The sequence below is a fragment of the Pyramidobacter sp. YE332 genome (genome assembly GCF_033060595.1).
In the GTDB taxonomy this organism is placed as follows: Bacteria; Synergistota; Synergistia; order Synergistales; family Dethiosulfovibrionaceae; genus Pyramidobacter.
Map to the genome: position 1 here is coordinate 400,061 of NZ_CP133038.1, position 13,902 is coordinate 413,962.

Genomic DNA, 13,902 nt, shown 5'->3' on the forward strand with positions numbered 1-13,902 from the left:
TAGTTATGACAATGTTTCGCCGCGTAACTCTCGCATGTGCAGCGTTCGTTCTGATCGGAGCTTCCGCTGTTTCTGCCCGCGAGCTCGTACTTGGCCATACCGGTCAACCTTCGGTTACGTTCTCCGGCGTTGGACTCCAGTTTTCCGATAAGGTCAAAGAACTTTCCGGCGGAGAACTGACCGTTTCCGTCATGGGCGCTTCTGCTCTTGGCAACAACCGCGAAGGCATTGAACAGATTCAACAGGGCATGACCGACTTCTGGTTAATCTCCACGGGCCTTTTGGCTCCTTTCTCAAATACAGTCTCGATCTTCGACCTCCCTTATCTGTTCAAGAGCGAGAAAGCCGCGCTGGCTTTTATGGATAGCGATGTTGCGAGAGAGATCGTTGCTCCGCTTGAGGAGAAAGGCATCAAAGCTCTTGGTTATTTCCCCATGGGCTGGAGACACATTCACAGCAATATTGCCATCCGTAAGCCTGAACAGTTGAAGGGCGTGAAGATTCGTACGGAGCCCGCTCCCATTCGTATGGCCATTTTCAATGCGATGGGTGCTAGCGCTATCCCTATGGATTTCGGCGAAGTGTTTACCTCTCTACAACAGGGCGTTATCGATGCTGGTGAGCAGCCCCTTGAAAACATTAAGTCGCAGGGGTTTGACACTATTCAGGAATACATTACGCTTGACGGACATATTCTTGACCCGATGCTGCTCGTTATGTCAAAAATTACTTGGGAAAGCCTGAACGAGAAAGAACAGCGTTGGGTTACGGAAGCTGCGAAATTTGCCTGCGATTGGGGGCGTGAAAATATATTCGGCAACAGCAAGAAACTGCTTGAGGCATACAAGGCCGGCACGCAGAACATTATCATCGAGCTGACCAATGAAGAACGCGAAGCATTCCGCAAGGCAACGCAGCCAGTTTATGATGAATTCCTCGAGAAAGTTGGCAAAGATACATACGATAAGATCATGAAGATTCAGGAGTCCTTCCCCGCGGAATCTCCTCAGAACTAGTTTTCATCGTCAGGAGGCGGAAAGGAGTCCCTTTCCGCCTTTTCCATAGATTGCCAATATCCTGGAGGTATAAAAATATGAAACTCTTGAGGCTGTTTGACGATTACCTTGAAGAGGCTGTCGTTGTCATCTTATTTCTCATGATCCTTGTCGTTGGTACTGAACAGGTTATCACTCGTTATTTGTTGCATTTCGTCTTTAGCTGGGCAGAAGAACTGATGCGCATTTGCTTTGTGATTCTGGCGCTGTTCAGTTTCTCTCTTTGTGCCAAAAAGCTTGAGCACGTTAAGGTAGAAGCGCTCCTTACAGTTCTGCCTAAACGCTTGGGGACTTTTATTAAAGTCTTTTCCTCTACGGTCTTTCTTGCCTTTACGATTCTTTTAATCCAGCATTCATGGAGCATTATGAGTCTTCAATACCGTAGCCATCAGGTCACAGCAGCTATGGGAATTCCGACATGGACATATTTTGTTTTTGGTCCCATGTGTTTCACTATTATGGCGTTCCGCATCATCCAGAAATCCATTATTCCTCAAATAAAAGAGTTTTTCTCTTTCGGAGATAAAAAAGGAGATGATCGCTAATGTTACTCGCCGTCTTCGGTACCATGTTTCTGGCACTGCTTTTGACGATCCCCATTGCGGCGACCATTGGTCTGAGCTGCATCGCGTTCACTCCGTGGGTCCCCGGCGGTCTAGCAAAGGTGATGTTTTTTGTTGGTCAGCGTATGGTTGTTACTGCGGATTCATTTACACTTTTAGCGTTACCTTTTTTCATTCTTGCCGGTACGTTGATGTCACATGGTGGTATTGCCCGTCAGTTGACTAACCTTGCCGAAGCTGTTTCCGGCGACTTTCCTGGTGGTCTTGGAATCTCTGCTGTCGTTGCTTGCACATTTTTCGCAGCCGTGTCCGGTTCAGGTCCCGCCACAGTTGCGGCGATCGGCGCAATTATGCTGCCGACAATGTTGGAACGAGGTTATGACGTCGGCTTTTCTGGCGGCTTAATAGCCTGTGCCGGCGGCATTGGTGTGCTGATTCCCCCCAGCGTTCCGATGATTGTTTACGGTGTTAACTGTAATGTGTCCATCACCGATCTGTTCGTCGCTGGCATTGTACCCGGAATTATTGTTGCCGTGTTTCTGATCATTCCCACGATTATCATCGCTCGCAAACATCATTTTGTTGGCAAACCCCGCGGCGGTAACTGGCTGTGGGTGTTGGAAAAAATCTGGCAGGCTAAGACAGCCCTGCTGATGCCGATTATTATCCTTGGCGGTATTTACTGCGGTATTTTCACGCCTACCGAGGCTGGTATTGTTGCCGTTGTTTACGCCATGGTGCTCGGTTTCTGCACACGTCAGCTTTCCTTCCAGGGACTGATCAAAGCACTTGTTGAAGCGGCTGTAATCACCGGTTCTTGCATTTTCCTGATGGGAGCAGCGAGTGCTTTCGCTAAACTGTTGCACATGCGCAGCGTTCCGACGCTGATCTCCAATCTAATCCTTGGTATTACGAGCAGCAAGGTTATTATCCTTCTGCTCTTGAACGTCCTGTTCCTATTAGGCGGCATGTTTATCGATACCTTGTCCAATATTCTGATTTTTTGTCCTATTTTCCTGCCGCTGGTTACCAAGCTCGGCGTCAATCCCATTCATTTTGGTGTCCTTGTTATCTCCAATCTGGCGCTTGGGATGGCTACGCCTCCCATGGGAGTTGATCTGTTCGTTGCGGCCAATATTGCCCATGCACCGTTTGAAAGGATTCTTAAGGGGGCAATCCCCTTTATGCTCTGGAACTTGACCGGCGTTTTGCTGATCACGTACGTTCCATTCCTGTCACTGTGGCCTTTCTAGCAGGAAATGCAAAAAAGGGGGCATTGTTATGATCAAGATTAATGACAAACGCTTTCTGAATAACTTCTTCGGCCTGGCGAAAATCGGCTGGTCCGAAGCGGGCTTGAATCGTCCTTCATATAGTCCTGCCTATGCCGAGGGACGTGATTACGTGAAGAAAAAGATGGAAGATGCCGGCATGAAAGTCCGTGTAGATACAATCGGCAACATTTATGGACGATATGGTGGGACTGATCCGACACGCAAAACAATCCTCGTCGGATCGCATCTTGATTCAGTTCCTAACGGCGGCATCTATGACGGTGCATTGGGAGTCTTGGGAGGCATCGAAGCCTTGCAGTCTCTTCATGAAAAGTTCGGCTCTCTGTCAGCTCCGATTGAAGTTGTCGGCTTCATCGCCGAAGAAGCGAGTTTGTTTGGGGGGACATTTGGCAGCCGTGCAATTACTGGACTGGCGCCTTTGAATCAGCCGGAAGAAGCGTTTAAGTGGTCAGGGTTAACTTGTGATGATCTTGTCAATGCCCGTATCAAGATTGACGATTACGGTGCGTATCTTGAGTTGCATATCGAACAGGGGCCCGTACTGGAACGCAAAAATTTGGAAATCGGTATTCCTACCGGCATCGTCAGTATTATCCGCTATAAAATCACAATGAACGGACAGCAAAATCATGCAGGCACGACACCAATGTCAGAGCGCAAAAATGCGATGCGTCCGGCATCAGAACTGTTAACACGATGGTTTGCTTGGGCCGATGAACGTCTTGTGAAAAAAGATAACTTTGTTTACAACACTGGCGTATTTATCCTCGATCCTAATTCGCCGGCTGTTGTCCCCGGCAAGGCATCTTTTGTCATGGAATTGCGTTCTTTGTCAGATAAAGTTGGTGATGAGTTAGTTGCAAAGCTTCATGAGATGGTAAACGCTTCCGAGTATGCCGCATACTCTCCTACAATCGAAAAGATAGTCAATAAAGCTCCTGTTGCTCTGCACGAGAATATCATTGCTACAATTGAACAAGCGGTAAAGAGGTGCGGCTATGCTTATCAGCGTATGCCCAGCGGTGCGTCGCATGATGCCGTAGCTATGGCACACTTTATGCCTACCGGCATGATTTTCGTAAAGAGTCATGACGGCATTAGTCATAACAGAGCTGAATTTACTACCGATGAAGATATGCTCAAGGGTGTTCAGGTCCTGACAGAGACGGTCGCTCTGTTGGCAGAGTAGCTAATTTAATCAATAAAGAAATATATAAAATTATAATGAGAGGGGATTTTGCATGAGCGAGATCATTCCGACATCCCTTTATGTTTTCTGGGGATTTTTTGCGGTTCTGTGTATTTGCCCAATTGTGTGTCTTGCTGTGAAATTACTAAAAAAGGGGTAGGTTCTCGTCAATTTCTATATGCTCTGAAAAGGAGATGAAAATCTATGGAATTAACCGTTTGTATTATTGTTTTTCTGATCCTGCTTTTTCTGATCGGACTTTTTGTTTCTAAACGCATTAAAAACGATCAGGATTGGTTCGTTGCAGGACGCAACCTTGGTGTTGTTCCACTGGTCGGTACGTACTTTGCCACAATTATCAGCACTGTTTCTGTTATCGGTTATTTTGGCTATTACTATAGCTATGGTTGGGCTGGCTGGTGGAACTGGGCTGGTACGGCTTTGACATCAATGATTGCGGCTCTATGGTTTGCTGAGAAACTGCGCAAGTTTGGTCAGACAACGCTGCCCGATCTTCTCGCTGCCCGTTATGGCAAAGCTCACAGCATTATTGCCGGTGTTGTCATTCTTGTTGCCATGTTGTTCTTTACCTCTGCACAACTGACTGGTTCCGCAGCCGTAGTCACAACGTCTATGGGTATAGATCGCACGACAGCAATTATCGTTATTGGGATAATCTTCATCCTTTTTACCGTGATGGGCGGTATGGAAGCCGTCGCTTGGACAGACACCTTTTGTAGTGCCATCATTCTTATCGGCGTGTGGTTACTGAGCTATAACGCTGTTAACGAAGCAGGCGGTGTTGTAAAAATCCATAAAACACTTGCACAGATAAAACCTAGCGCACTTGATCCATTTGCCAACGGTGCCATTCCATTGGGTGTAGCCATGTCATGGTTCTTGACATGGGGTATCGGTAATATCGGAGCGCCGCAGTTCAGTACGAGAATTTATTCTGCAAAGGATCCTAAAACTGCTGCTCTGAGCCAGGCATGGACGGGTGTTACTTTTATCTTTTTCTATTTGCCGCTGATGCTCGCTGCGCTGGCCAGCATTGTCCTTTTCCCCGGATTGACAGGGGTTGCTGATACCTATGCTCCGACAATCATTCAAAAAGTGATGGGGCCTTGGGGCGGCGGTATCATGATGGCCGGTATTCTTGCGGCCTCAATTTCAACAGCGGATTCCGTGTTGCTGCTCGCAGGAACCACTTTTGTACGCGACATTGTGCAGCGTTGCAGTTCTAGACAGTTCATGCCCCAGCAGACGTTGAAGATGGCTCGCATCACTACGTTCATCATCGGCATTCTAGCAATTTTCTTCACCATACACACTAATCAGGGTGTTATGTGGGTTCAGGCTAATGCTGTCGGCTATATGGGGTCGATGCTCTCTGTCGTTGTACTGGCAGCTTTTGCGTGGAAACGAGCCAATGCTCAGGGCGCTCTTGCCGCAATGATTGTTGGCATTCTTACGGCAGCCATCTGGGGCTATTTGAATAGACCGTTCGGCTGGTTTCCCATCTTACCTTCACTGTTCACCTGCACGTTGACCTTGGTAATTGTCAGTAAGTTGACCCCACCTCCTTCTCAAAAGTTATTGATCAGTTTTTCAAAGAGTAGTTGTTTAATATTATAGAATCACATTATTGCCTCTACCGTTTCCAGCCACAGAGCGAAAGCGACCGTACCCATTTCATTCTGTGTCCTTGCAGTGCCAAAAGCATCTGCGTCAATGAGCGCGTTGGCGACGAGCTTGTACTAAAGCACGGCATACACGATTACGCTGCCACCGCCGCGTTGATATTGCGCAGGGGTGGTGAAAAGACGGATACTGTGGTCTTGCATTGTAGCGGGAAAGACGTTTTCTTCAGTCACTCAGATGTCATTTTTACCATGGCGATGAAGTTTTCTAACCGTCTGGTACCGTTTGCAAGGCACGTATAGGCGAGAGCGCTGTGGTCTGTGTAACTTGCTTTGTTGTCTCAATTCGACTGTTCAGTCAAAAATCAAAACATAGAGGACTCTCCGTGGACTCTCTATAATTGAGCACAGAGGGGCCTTTATGTTTTTATGTCAAAGATAAAATAATTAGATTGATCTGACAGAAAAAATACAGGTCGTATCGGCGCCCGTCGGGCGCGTGAAAAATTCCGCGGCGTGTGAGAGAAACGCCGCGGAATTTTTGTATACTGGATTTTCGATGAACATTTCCCGATGACGAGAACGGCGACTTTTGACAGAGGAAGATGGACGAAACGGGACGGACAAACGGCAATGCGCCGTCTTTTTGCCGGCGAAGTTCTCTTGACAAATGAACGTTTATGTCGTAATATTTTTTCAAGTAAATTGTATACAAACAAGCGTAAGAGCATCGCCTCGTGGTTTTGACGGGCGTTTTTCGGCTTTTGCTCTTGAAAAACGCGGCGGACGGCGAACGATGTTTGGCGGGCGAAAGGGACTCTTTTGCGCTCGCGCGTCGGGCGCTTTTTTTTGTATACGGAGTTTTTATGACAGGGAGGCGTCGTCATGTTGGATTTGAACGAACTGTGCGGCATGAGAGGCAAAAACGCCGTCATCACGGGAGCCGCGTCGGGGCTGGGGGCGGGGATCGCCCGCTTCTTCGCCGACGCCGGCGTGAAAGTGATGCTGCTGGACATCAACGAGAAGGGCGGCGAGGAAGTGGTCGCGAAAATCAGGGCCAGCGGCGGCGACGCGGCGTTCATGCGCTGCAACGTCACCAGTCAGGCCGACTGCGCCGCGGCGGCCGAAGCGGCGTTCCAGCGCTGGGGCAGCATCGACAGTCTCGTCAACTGCGCGGGAGCGACCCGCCGCCGCACGGTGGAAGATCTCGAAGAAAAAGACTGGGATCTGGTGCTGAACGTGACGCTGAAAAGCGTTTACCTGATGTGCCACAACGTGGTGCCCTACATGAAGAAGCAGGGACACGGCAAGATCGTCAACATCGGTTCGGGCTGGGCGCTCAAGGGCGGCGACCAAGCCGTGGCGTACTGCGCGTCCAAGGGCGGCGTGTGGAACATGACCCGCGCGCTGGCGATCGACTGCGGCCCGCATAATATCAACGTCAACTGCGTCTGTCCGGGCGACAGCGACACGCCGATGCTCAAAAGCGAATGCGAGCAGCTGGGCGGCACGTACGACTCGGCGTTCAAGGCGTCGTGCGCGGTGCGGCCGATCGCCCGGCTGGGCACGCCGGAGGACGTGGCCATGTGCGTGTTCTTCCTGTGCAGCGAAATGTCGCCGTGGGTCACCGGTTCGGCGCTGGTCGTCGACGGCGGCGGCATCGCCTAACGCGGCGGATTTTCAAGGAGGTCTTACGATGTCGAAAAGGAATTATCCCTACATTCCCAACTCCGATCCGGCCGTTCAGGCGGAGATGCTCAAGTTCATCGGGGCGGAATCCATCGACGAGCTGATCGGGCAGAACATTCCTCGGGAGCTGCTCATGAAGGAGCCGCTCAAACTTCCGCAGCCTTACGCGGCGGAGTGCGATCTTGTCCGCCATGTCTCGGGAATTCTGAACAAGGACAAGACGGCCAGCGAAATGACCTGCTTCCTCGGCGCGGGCTGTTATAACCGCTATGTTCCAGCGCTGGTGGACGAGGTGATCAACCGCTCCGAGTTCCTTTCGGCCTACGCCGGCGAGCCGTACGAGGATCACGGTCGCTTCCAGGCCTGTTTCGAGTACGAGAGCATGATGGCCGAGCTGCTGGACTGCGACGTGGTCAACGTGCCCAACTATGACGGTTCGCAGGCCGCGGGCACGGCGCTGCGCATGGCGACGCGCGTGACGAAGCGCGACGAAGTGCTGATCCCGGCAACGCTGAATCCCGACGTGGCGCGCGCCGTGAAGACGTATCTGCATCCCGACGTGAAGGTGACGACCGTCGCTTACGATCGCGGGACCGGCCGTCTCGACCTGAGCGACCTCGAGGCGAAGCTGAGCGGTGCGACCGCGGCGGTAATGGTGATGAATCCCAACTTCTTCGGCGTCGTCGAGGAAGAGGCGTCTCGGATCGCCGATCTGGCGCACGCGGCCGGGGCGTTGTCCGTCGTTTACGCCGAACCTTCGACGCTGGGCGTGATGAAGCCGCCCTTCCAATACGGCGCCGACCTTGCCTGCGGCGACATCCAGGCGCTGGGCATCCACATGAACTACGGCGGCGGCGTGGGCGGCTACATGGCCGCCAAGGACCGGCCCGAGATCGTGCGCGAGTATCCTTCGCGCCTGTTCGGCCTGGCTCCGACGACTCACGGCGAATGGGGCTTCGGCGACGTGATGTGGGAGCGCACCTCGTTCGCCGTCCGCGACCGCGCCAAGGAATTCGTCGGCACGCACGCGGCGCTGTGGAGCATCGGCGCGGCGGTGTACCTCGCCAGCCTCGGGCCGAAGGGCATGCAGGAACTGGGCAAGACCATTTTGCAGCGCGCCCTGCTGTTGCGCAAGCGCCTGAGCGCCGTGAAGGGGCTGACGGTCTGCCCGCTGAGCGGCGCGACGTTCCAGGAGTTCGTCGTGCGCTTCGAGAACAAAACCGTCGCCGAAGTCAACGCGGCGCTTTTGAAAAAGAATATTCTCGGCGGCTTCGATTTGAGCAGGGACTTCCCCGAACTGGGGCAATGCGCGCTGCTGTGCGTTACCGAGCGCACGGGCGAAGACGATGTGGACGCGCTGGCCGCCGCTCTTGCGGAAATCCTCGCCTGAGGGACGGAAAGGAAGGATCGTCATGGATAAAATCGCAGACAAAAGAGACACCCGACTGGATCGTTTCCATCAGGCGAGCTGGAACGAGCCGATCATTTACGAGTTGAGCGTGAAGGGCGAGCGCGGCGTGCTGGTTCCGGAAGTTTCGCCAGCCGCCGCGGCCGAAGCGGGCGACGGCGTTTCCAGTCTGCCCGAGTGCATGAGGCGCGAAACCGCGCCCGACCTGCCGGAGATCGGCCAGCCGCAGCTGGCCCGTCACTACAACCATCTGGCGCAGGAGAACCTCGGCGTGGACAGCAACATCGACATCGGCCAGGGCACCTGCACGATGAAGTACAGCCCCAAGGTGAACGACCGCCTCGCCGGCTGTCCCAAGGTGGCCGACATGCATCCGCTGCAGCCGGACGGCACGGCGCAGGGCATTCTCGAAATCGTCTGGCGTCTGGGCGAGCTGTTCAAGGAAATTTCCGGACTCGACTGCTTCAGCATCCAGCCCGGCGGCGGCGCGCACGGCATCCTCGCCATGGCGTCGGTGGTGCGCGCCTACTGGGAAGCCAAGGGCGAAAACGACCGCGACACCGTCGTCACCACGTTCTTCTCGCACCCCGCCGACGCGGCCTGCCCGATCGTCAAGGGCTACAAAGCCGTCGTGCTGCCTCCCGACGCCGAGGGGCTGCCCGACATCGAAGCTTTCAAGGCGACGCTGAAAAACAACAAGGTCGCCGCCATCTTCATGACCAATCCCGAAGACACCGGCATCTTCAACCGCCGCATCCGCGAGTTCACGCGGCTGGCTCACGAAGCCGGCGCGATCTGCTGCTACGATCAGGCCAACGCCAACGGCCTGCTGGGCATCACCCGCACCGTCGAGGCCGACTTCGACATGTCGTTCTTCAACCTGCACAAGACCTTCTCGTCGCCGCACGGCTGCGGCGGCCCCGCCGTCGGCATGGTGACCTGCCGCAAAGAACTGCGCTCCTATTTGCCCGCGCCGCTGGTCGAACACAGCGGGGAGAAAGGCTATTACCTCGATTTCGACCTGCCCCGCAGCTGCGGCAAGGTCAAGTCCTTCTGGGGCGTCGCGCCCGTGGCGGTGCGCGCCTACGCTTGGATCATGAGCCTCGGCGCGGAAGGTCTGCGCGAGGTGAGCCGCGTGGCGATCCTCAACAACAACTACTGCATGAAAAAGATCCTCGCCATCAAAGGCGCGTCGATCAGTTTCCCCAATCACAAACCGCGTATCGAGCAGGTCCGTTACAGCTGGGAACAGCTCAAAAAGGACACCGGCTTCGGCACCGCCGACTTCTCGCGGCGCATCCCCGATTACGGCACGCATTACTGGAGCAGCCACGAACCGTGGGTGATCCCCGAACCGTTCACGATCGAGCCCAGCGAGTCGTACAGCAAGCGCGACCTCGACGCCTACTGCGAGATCCTCGCCGCCATCGCGCGCGAGTGCTACGAACAGCCCGAGGTCATCCGCGAAGCGCCTCTGAACAGCACCGTGCACCATACCAGCCACGATTATTTCGACGACCCCGACAAGTGGGTGCTGTCGTGGCGCAATTACAAGCAGAAGTACACAGGCTATTTCCAGCCGAAAAAGAAGTAGATGAGAATCGGTTTTCTCGTCAATCCCGTGGCGGGAATGGGCGGTTCCGTGGCGCTGAAGGGCACCGACGGGGCGGAAACGCTCCGCCGCGCCCGCGCGCTCGGCGCCGTGCCCCGCGCCGCGGAGCGCATGGCGCAGGCTTTGGACGCCGCCCTGCTGCTGCCTGACGGCGTTGGTTTTCTCGCCTGCTGCGGCGAAATGGGAGAAGCGCTTTTGAAAGAACGGCGGCTTTCGTACGAGACCGTGTACCGTCCGGCAGGCGAAACCGGGGCCGCCGACACGCGCGCGGCCGTTAAGGCCATGGTCGCCGCCGGAGCGGAACTAATCTTCTTCGCTGGCGGCGACGGCACGGCCCGCGACGTCTGCGCGGCGACGGAAGGCGCGGACATCCCCGTGATCGGCGTACCGGCGGGCGTGAAGATCCATTCGGCGGTCTACGGCGTCACGCCGGTGCGCGCCGGGCAGCTGTTGCGCAAATTTGCCTCCGGTGGCGTGAAGGAGCTGGGCGACGCCGAAGTGATGGACATCGACGAAGACGCTTTCCGCCGCGGCACGGTCAACGCTCGCCTTTACGGCTACCTGAAAGTGCCGCTGGACCGCGGCTGCCTGCAGGACCGCAAATCAGGCGGCGCGAACCCCGACGCCTACGACCGCTCGGCCATCGCCGCCTGGGCGGCGGAGCACATGGCCCCGGGCGTCTGTATCTGATCGGTTCGGGCACCACCACTCAGGCCATTATGGACGAGCTGAAGCTCCCCGGCACGCTGCTGGGCGTCGACGCCGTCAAGGACCGCCGCCTCGTCGCCGCCGACCTGACGGAGCGCCAGCTCCTCGACCTGGTCGAGCCGGGCAACACCACGCTGATCGTCACCGTCATCGGCGGCCAAGGGCACATCTTCGGCCGCGGCAACCAGCAGATCAGCCCCGCCGTGTTGCGCCGCGTCGGCGTGGAGAACGTGACGGTCGTCGCCACGCCGGCCAAGCTGATCGGCCTGTTCCCCAAGCCCCTGCTCGTGGACACCGGCGACCCCGAACTCGACCGCCGGTTCGCCGGCTACGCCGCCGTGGTGACCGGCTACGACCGCCGCCAGATGTGCCGCGTGGAGTGCTGAGATATTTCCGACGTTTTGCCGTAGAATAAAAAAGTTCGGGCGAAGCGCCCGAACGAGAACATTCTTTGAGGAGGTCTTTTTATGGCACGTTATGAAGAACTCAAAGGCAAGCGCGTGATGATCACCGGCGCGGCCAGCGGCATCGGACTGGCGACGGCCTGCCGTTTCGCCGCGGAAGGCGCGAAGGTTTTCATCGTCGATTACAACAAAAAAGCTCTCGAGGCGACGCAGAAGGAACGTCCCGAGTTCGCCGGATTTTCCGCGGCCGACGTCTCCGACGAGGAGAACGTCAAAGCGGCTTTTGCGGAGATGGATCGCCTGCTGGGCGGCATCGACGTGCTGATCTCCAACGCCGGCATCTCCGTCCGCAGCGACGCGCTGGATATCCCCTACGCGCAGTGGAAAAAGGTGATGGACATCAACCTGGGCGGCATGTTCCTCTGCGCCAAAGAAGCCGGCAGGCGCATGAAAGCCCAGGGCGGCGGCGTGATCCTCATGACCGCCTCCAGCAACGGCACCGAGGGCCACCGCTGGTACGCCGATTACAACGCTTCCAAGGCGGGCGTGATCCTGCTCACCAAGACGCTGGCGCTCGAGCTGGCCCCCGTCGTGCGCGTCAACTGCGTGTGTCCCGGCTACGTGCTCACGCCCATGCAGCGTGCCGAATACACCGACGAGATGCTGGCCAAGGTCAACGAAGGCATTCCCATGAAGCGCCACGCCGCGCCCGAGGAGATCGGCGCGCTCTACGCCTTCCTCGCCAGCGACGACGCTCGATACATTACCGGCGCCGACATCCGTATCGACGGCGGCGAGACGGCGGGGCTGTATTCGTAAGATAATATTCGCGTGATCAAGAACAATAAACGTCCTTCCCGTTTTTTCACGGGAAGGACGTTTATTGTTCTTAGTCGTTTGCTGAGGGCTGCTCCATGGGCTTCATCTGCGAAGGATCCATGGGCGGCAGGATGACGGGCGTGGGCAGGTTGGCCAGCGACACGAGCTGGCTGATCATAGCGCGCACATAGGGCAGCAACATGGTCATGCCGTTGTCCTTGAGGATCGCCTCGCGGTCGGCGCCTTCGGCGTCGATGAAGAACACGCCGGTGACGTCGGCGATGATCTCGAATGGATAGTTGTTGTTCTCGGCGTCGTCGAACACGGTGACGCGGATGTTGAGGAACGTCGGCTCCTTGGGCGTGGCGCTCATGCGCACGCGCTGATCCAGTTTGATGGAAAGGGGGAGGTTCTCGTCCTTCTTGGGCTGAAAGTGGTGATTCATGTCGAACTGCAGGCTCTCGGCGCGAAAATCGGCAAGGCGGATCTCGTTCATAAACACAGGCTCCTTTAGGGGAAAAGTTTAGGATGGAAAATGGTGCGCGGCATGCTGCCGCCCATTATAACACGGATCGCTCAAAATCCAAGGGAGATCGTTCAAGGCGAAAGGGGAGCAATGCGGGGAGAAGGCTCGAAAGTCGGCCCGTGTCGGGCGAAAGGAGCGACGGACGGAATCTCCGAAAAGGAAGTGTCTTATTTGTTATGACCGGAAAAGCCAGCCAATCGACGCTGATGGATGTATAAAACGCACAAATCAAGAATGTGATTTCGAGCGCTTTATCTAGAAATGTTATAGTCCTCTTGCGGGAAAGAAAAATTTGGTTATAATGAACCCAGAACATCAAAAGAAGGAGGTGCGACTTATGGGCAAACTCGCAGGCAAGAAATTGATCCTTCTCGGCGAGCGCGACGGTGTACCTGCGCCTGCTATGAAGGCTTGCTTTGAGAACAGTGGAGCCGAAGTCGTCTTCGAAGCAACGGAGTGCTTCGTCTGAACGGCTGCCGGAGCCATGGACTTGCAGAACCAGCAGCGCGTCAAGGATTGCGCTGAGAAGTACGGTGCTGAGAACTGCGTGGTCATTTTCGGTTCGTCCGACGCCGAAGGCGCCGAGATTTACGCCGAAACCGTGACCAACGGAGATCCCACCTTTGCAGGTCCCCTGGCCGGCGTCCCGTTGGGACTCGCCGTTTATGACATCTTCGATGAAGAGATTCGTGCTGAAGCTGATCCCAAGGCGTGGGAGGAGCAGATTTCCATGATGGAGATGGTGCTCGATCCCGAGGCGCTCGCCGCTGCCGTCAAAGGCATCCGCGATCAGTATTCCAAGTACAAGCTGTAATAAGAGCCTGTCAAACAAGCCGGTCCATGGACGAACGTTCATGGACCGGTTTGCTGTTTCGACAAGACCGAGGGGCTCGGCTGTTTTGTACTGGATTTTCGCTAAAAGTGCCAAGGTTCCTCTGGTCTTTTTTTATAGCGCCCAAAGCGCGCTGAAAACTGATGGAATTGTGCGGTG

Annotated in this window: 13 protein-coding genes; 12 read left to right on the forward strand and 1 reads right to left on the reverse strand. The window is 55.3% G+C overall.

What is annotated here, in order from left to right:
* Positions 1-5: 5 nt before the first annotated feature.
* The 11 genes from RAH42_RS01890 (at position 6) to RAH42_RS01940 (ending at position 12,385) form a co-directional block, all read left to right on the forward strand.
* Entirely contained in the window at positions 6-1,016 is a 1,011-nt protein-coding gene (locus RAH42_RS01890; RefSeq protein WP_078015549.1) for a DctP family TRAP transporter solute-binding subunit, read from the forward strand.
* Between the two features lie 77 nt (positions 1,017-1,093).
* Positions 1,094-1,600 carry a TRAP transporter small permease gene (locus tag RAH42_RS01895; RefSeq protein WP_078015550.1) on the forward strand — a complete coding sequence of 169 codons (507 nt, stop codon included), beginning with the start codon at positions 1,094-1,096 and terminating at the stop codon, positions 1,598-1,600.
* Positions 1,600-2,871 carry a TRAP transporter large permease gene (locus RAH42_RS01900; RefSeq protein ID WP_078015551.1) on the forward strand — a complete coding sequence of 424 codons (1,272 nt, stop codon included), beginning with the start codon at positions 1,600-1,602 and terminating at the stop codon, positions 2,869-2,871. Before RAH42_RS01895 ends, RAH42_RS01900 begins: the two co-directional genes overlap by 1 nt.
* Before the next feature lie 28 nt (positions 2,872-2,899).
* Positions 2,900-4,102: a Zn-dependent hydrolase gene (locus tag RAH42_RS01905; protein WP_078015552.1), complete on the forward strand. Its 1,203-nt coding sequence runs from the start codon at positions 2,900-2,902 to the stop codon at positions 4,100-4,102.
* A gap of 204 nt (positions 4,103-4,306) precedes the next feature.
* Positions 4,307-5,740 (forward strand): sodium:solute symporter family protein, encoded by a 1,434-nt coding sequence (locus RAH42_RS01910; protein ID WP_317539815.1) that lies wholly within the window; start codon positions 4,307-4,309, stop codon positions 5,738-5,740.
* Between the two features lie 890 nt (positions 5,741-6,630).
* Positions 6,631-7,413: an SDR family NAD(P)-dependent oxidoreductase gene (locus tag RAH42_RS01915; RefSeq protein ID WP_296425697.1), complete on the forward strand. Its 783-nt coding sequence runs from the start codon at positions 6,631-6,633 to the stop codon at positions 7,411-7,413.
* 28 nt (positions 7,414-7,441) lie between these two features.
* A complete protein-coding gene (gene gcvPA / locus RAH42_RS01920; RefSeq protein WP_302295439.1) occupies positions 7,442-8,824 on the forward strand; it encodes an aminomethyl-transferring glycine dehydrogenase subunit GcvPA in 1,383 nt (460 codons plus the stop codon).
* 22 nt (positions 8,825-8,846) lie between these two features.
* A complete protein-coding gene (gene gcvPB / locus RAH42_RS01925) occupies positions 8,847-10,436 on the forward strand; it encodes an aminomethyl-transferring glycine dehydrogenase subunit GcvPB (RefSeq protein WP_317539816.1) in 1,590 nt (529 codons plus the stop codon).
* Positions 10,437-11,144 carry an NAD(+)/NADH kinase gene (locus RAH42_RS01930; protein ID WP_317539817.1) on the forward strand — a complete coding sequence of 236 codons (708 nt, stop codon included), beginning with the start codon at positions 10,437-10,439 and terminating at the stop codon, positions 11,142-11,144.
* 29 nt (positions 11,145-11,173) lie between these two features.
* Positions 11,174-11,548, forward strand: coding sequence for a hypothetical protein (locus RAH42_RS01935; RefSeq protein WP_317539818.1), 375 nt, complete (start codon positions 11,174-11,176; stop codon positions 11,546-11,548).
* Between the two features lie 81 nt (positions 11,549-11,629).
* Positions 11,630-12,385 carry an SDR family oxidoreductase gene (locus tag RAH42_RS01940; RefSeq protein WP_317539819.1) on the forward strand — a complete coding sequence of 252 codons (756 nt, stop codon included), beginning with the start codon at positions 11,630-11,632 and terminating at the stop codon, positions 12,383-12,385.
* A gap of 70 nt (positions 12,386-12,455) precedes the next feature.
* Here RAH42_RS01940 and RAH42_RS01945 read toward each other — a convergent pair whose 3' ends face one another.
* Positions 12,456-12,881, reverse strand: a complete 426-nt coding sequence (locus RAH42_RS01945) for a protein-export chaperone SecB (protein WP_078015560.1) — start codon at positions 12,879-12,881, stop codon at positions 12,456-12,458.
* 367 nt (positions 12,882-13,248) lie between these two features.
* Between RAH42_RS01945 and grdA the strand changes: the two genes are divergently transcribed.
* Positions 13,249-13,725, forward strand: a complete 477-nt coding sequence (gene grdA / locus RAH42_RS01950) for a glycine/sarcosine/betaine reductase complex selenoprotein A (RefSeq protein WP_078015561.1) — start codon at positions 13,249-13,251, stop codon at positions 13,723-13,725.
* The last annotated feature ends 177 nt before the right edge of the window (positions 13,726-13,902 follow it).

What these genes read in the sequence shown, in the direction of transcription:
- RAH42_RS01890 (WP_078015549.1), top strand. Translation starts at nt 6, where the DNA reads ATGACAATGTTTCGCCGCGTAACTCTCGCATGTGCAGCGTTCGTTCTG.
- RAH42_RS01895 (WP_078015550.1), top strand. Translation starts at nt 1,094, where the DNA reads ATGAAACTCTTGAGGCTGTTTGACGATTACCTTGAAGAGGCTGTCGTT.
- RAH42_RS01900 (WP_078015551.1), top strand. Translation starts at nt 1,600, where the DNA reads ATGTTACTCGCCGTCTTCGGTACCATGTTTCTGGCACTGCTTTTGACG.
- RAH42_RS01905 (WP_078015552.1), top strand. Translation starts at nt 2,900, where the DNA reads ATGATCAAGATTAATGACAAACGCTTTCTGAATAACTTCTTCGGCCTG.
- RAH42_RS01910 (WP_317539815.1), top strand. Translation starts at nt 4,307, where the DNA reads ATGGAATTAACCGTTTGTATTATTGTTTTTCTGATCCTGCTTTTTCTG.
- RAH42_RS01915 (WP_296425697.1), top strand. Translation starts at nt 6,631, where the DNA reads ATGTTGGATTTGAACGAACTGTGCGGCATGAGAGGCAAAAACGCCGTC.
- gcvPA (WP_302295439.1), top strand. Translation starts at nt 7,442, where the DNA reads ATGTCGAAAAGGAATTATCCCTACATTCCCAACTCCGATCCGGCCGTT.
- gcvPB (WP_317539816.1), top strand. Translation starts at nt 8,847, where the DNA reads ATGGATAAAATCGCAGACAAAAGAGACACCCGACTGGATCGTTTCCAT.
- RAH42_RS01930 (WP_317539817.1), top strand. Translation starts at nt 10,437, where the DNA reads ATGAGAATCGGTTTTCTCGTCAATCCCGTGGCGGGAATGGGCGGTTCC.
- RAH42_RS01935 (WP_317539818.1), top strand. Translation starts at nt 11,174, where the DNA reads ATGGACGAGCTGAAGCTCCCCGGCACGCTGCTGGGCGTCGACGCCGTC.
- RAH42_RS01940 (WP_317539819.1), top strand. Translation starts at nt 11,630, where the DNA reads ATGGCACGTTATGAAGAACTCAAAGGCAAGCGCGTGATGATCACCGGC.
- RAH42_RS01945 (WP_078015560.1), bottom strand. Translation starts at nt 12,881, where the DNA reads ATGAACGAGATCCGCCTTGCCGATTTTCGCGCCGAGAGCCTGCAGTTC.